This is a genomic window from Gemmiger formicilis (genome assembly GCF_016901605.1).
Classification (GTDB): Bacteria; Bacillota; Clostridia; order Oscillospirales; family Ruminococcaceae; genus Gemmiger; species Gemmiger formicilis_B.
In genome coordinates this window covers 1-4,954 of record NZ_JACJKP010000191.1, presented here as the reverse complement: position 1 = coordinate 4,954, position 4,954 = coordinate 1, and the positions used below count along the sequence as shown (strand labels likewise).

General features: G+C 58.7%; 8 protein-coding genes. 7 read left to right on the top strand and 1 reads right to left on the bottom strand.

Going from position 1 to position 4,954, the window contains the following annotated elements; genetic code table 11:
* From H6B10_RS12445 to H6B10_RS12430, 4 genes are all read left to right on the top strand, one after another.
* A partial coding sequence (locus H6B10_RS12445) for a PepSY domain-containing protein (protein ID WP_204651899.1) occupies positions 1-330 on the top strand: 330 nt, incomplete at its 5' end.
* Between the two features lie 175 nt (positions 331-505).
* Positions 506-784 carry a hypothetical protein gene (locus tag H6B10_RS12440; protein WP_204651898.1) on the top strand — a complete coding sequence of 93 codons (279 nt, stop codon included), beginning with the start codon at positions 506-508 and terminating at the stop codon, positions 782-784.
* 18 nt (positions 785-802) lie between these two features.
* Positions 803-1,282 (top strand): RNA polymerase sigma factor, encoded by a 480-nt coding sequence (locus H6B10_RS12435; protein ID WP_204651897.1) that lies wholly within the window; start codon positions 803-805, stop codon positions 1,280-1,282.
* Positions 1,275-2,045 (top strand): anti-sigma-I factor RsgI family protein, encoded by a 771-nt coding sequence (locus H6B10_RS12430; protein ID WP_204651896.1) that lies wholly within the window; start codon positions 1,275-1,277, stop codon positions 2,043-2,045. The genes H6B10_RS12435 and H6B10_RS12430 overlap by 8 nt, the downstream gene beginning before the upstream one ends.
* A gap of 12 nt (positions 2,046-2,057) precedes the next feature.
* On the opposite strand, the gene bsh is transcribed toward H6B10_RS12430, so the two are convergent.
* The gene (bsh, locus tag H6B10_RS12425) at positions 2,058-3,032 is read right to left on the bottom strand and encodes a choloylglycine hydrolase (protein WP_204651895.1); all 975 of its coding nucleotides are present in this window, start codon (positions 3,030-3,032) and stop codon (positions 2,058-2,060) included.
* A 152-nt stretch (positions 3,033-3,184) separates the two neighbouring features.
* Between bsh and H6B10_RS12420 the strand changes: the two genes are divergently transcribed.
* The 3 genes from H6B10_RS12420 to H6B10_RS12410 form a co-directional block, all read left to right on the top strand.
* Positions 3,185-3,496, top strand: a complete 312-nt coding sequence (locus tag H6B10_RS12420) for an ArsR/SmtB family transcription factor (RefSeq protein WP_204651894.1) — start codon at positions 3,185-3,187, stop codon at positions 3,494-3,496.
* 261 nt (positions 3,497-3,757) lie between these two features.
* The gene (locus H6B10_RS12415; protein ID WP_204651893.1) at positions 3,758-4,759 is read left to right on the top strand and encodes a permease; all 1,002 of its coding nucleotides are present in this window, start codon (positions 3,758-3,760) and stop codon (positions 4,757-4,759) included.
* 18 nt (positions 4,760-4,777) lie between these two features.
* Positions 4,778-4,954, top strand: a 177-nt coding sequence (locus H6B10_RS12410; RefSeq protein ID WP_204651900.1) for a thioredoxin family protein, incomplete at its 3' end; no start/stop codon positions are given.

The window sequence follows — 4,954 nt, the reverse complement described above, 5'->3', positions numbered from 1 at the left end:
ACCGATGCCGGTGCCGAGGAATACGACTATGAGATCGACGCCACCACCGGGGAAATCCTTTCCTACGACTACGATGCCGAGTATTATATCGGCACCCAGACCGTGGAAGGCAGCGGCACTGCCGTTACCGCCGACCAGGCCAAGCAGATCGCTCTGGCTCACGCCGGTGTGGCTGAAACCGACATCCGCAGCCTGGAACTGGAAACCGACCGGGATAACGGCCGCACGGTCTATGAATTCTCCTGGAAAGTAGGCTTTACCGAGTATGACTACGAGATCGACGCTGATACCGGCGAGATTTTGAGCTACTCTCAGGAACAGGATGACTGACAACAGCAGGGTGCTCCCGCGGGAGCGCCCTGTTTTTTTGCCCGTTGACAGCACAGATACAGACGAATAAGATAAAATCAGAAAAAATCATAACGGGATGAATGGATTCGCCCCTGTCCTTCGTATTCAGGGTGAAAGGATACCCAACCACAACCTGCAAAAGGAGGGCTTTGCGATGAAAAGAACCGCTATGTTGATCACCGCCACGCTGCTGGCCTGTACGGTAGGCGCCACCGGGGTCTGGGCAGCCGGGCCGGGACGCAGCTGCCGCAACCGGACCTGCACCACGGAACAATGCCGTTTTGTGGATGAGGATGGGGACGGTATTTGCGACAACCGCACCGGTGGTATAACGGGACGGTACTATACCGATGAAAACGGCGACGGTATCTGTGATTACCGGACTGCGGCAGGCTGCCGGGGCGGCGGCCGAGCGGGAGGGTGCCGGGCATAAACACAATGGGGGAGCAGGATGCGCAGCGAGCAAGAGGTCAACCGGGCGGTGGAACAATACGCCGATACTGTGCGGCGTATCTGCCTGGTACATCTGAAAAATCATGCCGATACCGAGGATATTTTCCAGACGGTGTTTGTGAAATACCTGCTGCACAACGCCCCGTTTGCCTCCCCGGAACATGAGCGGGCCTGGATCATCCGGGTGACCATCAATGCCTGCCGGGATCTGCTGCGCAATGTGTTCCGCCGCCGCACGGTGCCGCTGACCGAAGCCGTGGAACAGCCTGCCCCACCGGAGAAATACCGGGCGGTATTGCAGGCTGTGCAGGAACTGCCCGGGGCGTACCGGGATGTGGTGTATCTTCATTACTATGAGGGGTACAGCGCACCGGAAATTGCCGGGATTCTGGGCAAGAACGTGAACACCGTCTATACACAGCTGACCCGTGCCCGGGGACTGCTGCGTCAGGCACTGGGAGGTGAGGACGATGCGTGAAAAAATCCGCGAGGCTTTCGACAGCGTCCATGCTGAACCGGAACTGAAAGCGGCAGCCCGGCAAGCGGTGGCCCGGCGGGCAGCGCGCAGGCACCGGCCGATCCGGCGGCTGGGTATAGCCCTGGCTGCTGCCGCCTGCGCGGTGGTGTTGGCGGGGGGCTGGCTGTATGCCACCCCTACGGTGCAGATCAGCATCGATATCAACCCTTCGTTGGAACTGGGGATCAACCGGTTTGACCGGGTCATCTCGGTGGAAGGCTGGAACGATGACGGCACCGCACTGGCGCAGACGGTGGATGTGACCCACCTTTCCTATACGGACGCGGTGGAAACCATTCTGGCCAGCGAACCGGTGGAAACTTTGCTGGCGGAAAACGGTGTAGTGGAGATCGGCGTTATCGGGACGGACACAGACCGGTGTGCCCGTATGCTGGAAAACGTCCGTGCCTGCACCCGGGAGCAGCAGAACGCCCATTGCTATCAGGCAGACCCGGACCAACTGGCCCAGGCCCACGAGTGCGGGCTGTCCTACGGCAAATACCGTGCGTATCTGGAACTGGCCGCCCTGGACCCGGCCATCACACCGGAAGCGGTGCAGGATATGACCATGCGGGAAATCCGGGAACGCATCGCAGCACTGTCCGAGCGGACTTTGCCGGAAGCTGCCGACGATTCCGCCGCGGCAGCTGCCGAACCAACGGAAAGCGGTTTACAACAAAAAACGCCCGGCCATCATGGGGCCGGGCATCACGGGGACGATTAACGTCCCCGTTTTTTAGTTATCCCATACGAACCGGGGCTTGTTTTCCAGGGGGAAGCAGTGCAGTGCACTGCCGTCGGTGGTCTCTTCGGTCATCCGCACACCGTGCAGGCAGCCGCTGTCGTAGGTTTTGTAGTAGTAGACCTGCTCCTGGGTGTCAATGCAGCAGGAGTAGGTGGTTTCGTCGCAGCGGCCTTCGGGGGTAAGCACGCTGCCCCGTACCATGGAAACCGCATCCAGCAGATGGAAGAACTGGCTTACCTGACCGGGACGATCCTCCGAAAAAACGGCATGCTGGCGCAGAAAAGCGATTTTTACAAACCGGGACATGGGGCTGGCATCCCCCGGCAGACCCATGCCGCCAAAGCCCTGGCCGTAAACCTTCAGGTCCAGGGCGGGGGCAAAGGTGTTCTCCGGCGTGCGGGGTGAAATGCCCCGGTAGTTGTTCAGGTTCATCACCTGGTAGGGGTAGGGCGGGTTGTTGGTCAGTACCCCGGCCACATCTTCGTAAAAATGCAGGCCGTCCGCCCGGGGCTCCATCAGAAAACTGCCGTCCGGGCCTGCCACCTGCCAGTGCAGCGCCGCCAGGGGATACCCCGGCGCAAAGGGAATGGCCACCAGCCGCACCTTCTGCAGCAGGGCCTTGGCCTCGGCAGCGGTGGCACAGCTGCCCAGTACCAGAGGAATCAGTTCATAGGGGGCCAGGTTCGTGGCCTGGGGGTCCGGTTCTGCAAAATAGTGGGCGTTATCGGGAAAATACAGCCCCGCCATATACAGGCCTTTTTCGTTGGCGGCCTCGGCGTAAAGGGGTGTGTTTTGGGCCACGCTGGCCATGCCGATCATGGCATAATGTTGGGGCAGCGGTTCATGATGATGGAAGGTGAATTCATATGCCCGGGGCGTAATGACCACCTGTTCTCCAAAATGATATTCCAAATCCAAATTGCGGCCATACAGACCGCGGTTACAAAAAGAAATGCTGGTACACATAGCGGTACCTCCTTGCCAAATGGCGTTTCTTACAGTATACCCCTTCGGCGGCACAAGTACAATCCCGGCACAAAAAAGTTACAGATGCCTTGACAACGGAGGACGGCGGGTCTATACTATACATCAAGAATTTTTGATGTGAGGTACAGCCCATGGATGCCTACGAGCAGGACGCCAAGATCTTCAAGGCATTGTGCGACCCCAAGCGTCTGGCCATTCTGGAACAGCTGCGCAGCGGGGAAAAATGTGCCTGCAAACTGCAGGAACCGTTGGCCCTGACCCAGTCGGGTCTTTCTTACCACATGAAGATCCTATGCGAGTCCGGCCTGGTACTGGCCCGGCAGGAGGGCAAGTGGACCCATTACCGCCTGAACGCCGATGGTCAGGCCCGCGCCATGCAGCGGCTGCTGGCCCTGACCACCCCGGCAGCAGAAGCGCCTGCCTGCGGTTGCTGCGGAAAATAAAACACGCCGCCCTGCGCGGTTCCGTAAGAAAACAAAGCCGCAAAATCCTGGCTGCAGAGCAGCATCTGCTGCGTTATCGGGCCTTGTGTTCCACCAAGGAGCGCTGCGCCCCTCTGCCTTGTATCTGCCGCTTTGCAGCGATTTTGCGGTGCTTTGCAGTTCTTTCAGAACCTTTGTTTTCTTGCGTCACGCGCGCCCTGCGGCAATTTTTTGCAAACTAAACATCAAAAAAACTTGATTTGACAAAAGGGGGAGTTCCCAATGAATCTTTGGTTGTTTTTCCAGAATCAGGTGCTGGGAATGCAGTGGCTCAACATGCTGGTAGGGGCACTGCTCACCGCCCTGGGGGTGGATACCGCCGGGCGGCTGGGTGGCAGCCTGCAATTTTTCCTCTATGATACGGTAAAAATCAGTGTGCTTTTGCTGGTGCTGATTTTTGGCATCTCCTGGGTACAAAGTTACTTTCCGCCCCAGCGCAGCCGCCGTATTATGGGGCGATTCCATGGTCTGGCGGCCAATACGGTGGCCGCGCTGCTTGGCACCGTCACACCCTTTTGTTCCTGCTCTTCCATTCCCATCTTTATCGGGTTTACGGGGGCGGGGCTGCCGTTGGGCGTGACCTTTTCTTTCCTGATCTCCTCGCCTATGGTGGATTTGGGCAGTCTGGTGCTGCTCACCGGCGTGTTCGGGGTCAAGGTGGCGGCGGCCTATGTGGTGCTGGGGCTGGTGATCGCGGTGGCAGGTGGTACCCTTATCCAGGCACTGCATATGGAAAATCACCTGGAACCACTGGCCCATGCAGGCAATGGTGTGGACCTGGAGGACCCCGCGCTTACCACCGCCGACCGGCTGCGCTATGCCCGGGGGCAGGCGGTTTCCACCTATCGCAAAGTGCTGCCCTACCTGCTGGTGGGTGTAGGCGTGGGGGCGGTCATCCACAACTGGATTCCCCAGACCTGGGTGGAAACGGTGCTTGGCTCCGGCAACCCCTTCGGCGTCCTGGCGGCGGTGCTGGTGGGCGTGCCCATGTATGCCGATATTTTCGGCACCATCCCGGTAGCCGAAGCGTTACTGGCCAAAGGTGCTCAACTGGGTACGGTACTGGCTTTCATGATGGCGGTCACCACCCTGTCTTTGCCTTCTCTGATTCTGCTGCGTAAAGTGGTCAAACCCAAACTGTTGGGGCTGTTTGTAGGCATCTGTGTGGTGGGCATCGTGCTGGTGGGCTACCTGTTCAATCTGCTGCAATTTGTTTTGTTATAAAATAAGGAGGACACGATTATGAAACTGTTTGGCAAAAAAGAATCCGTGCAAAAAGAAACCGGCAACGAGGCCGTCAAGGTACTGGGCGGCGGCTGTGCCAATTGCCACGCGCTGGAGGACGCGGCCAAAGCGGCCCTGGGAGAACTGGGGCTGCCCCAGGAGGTAGGCCATATCACCGATTTTGCCCAGATCGCG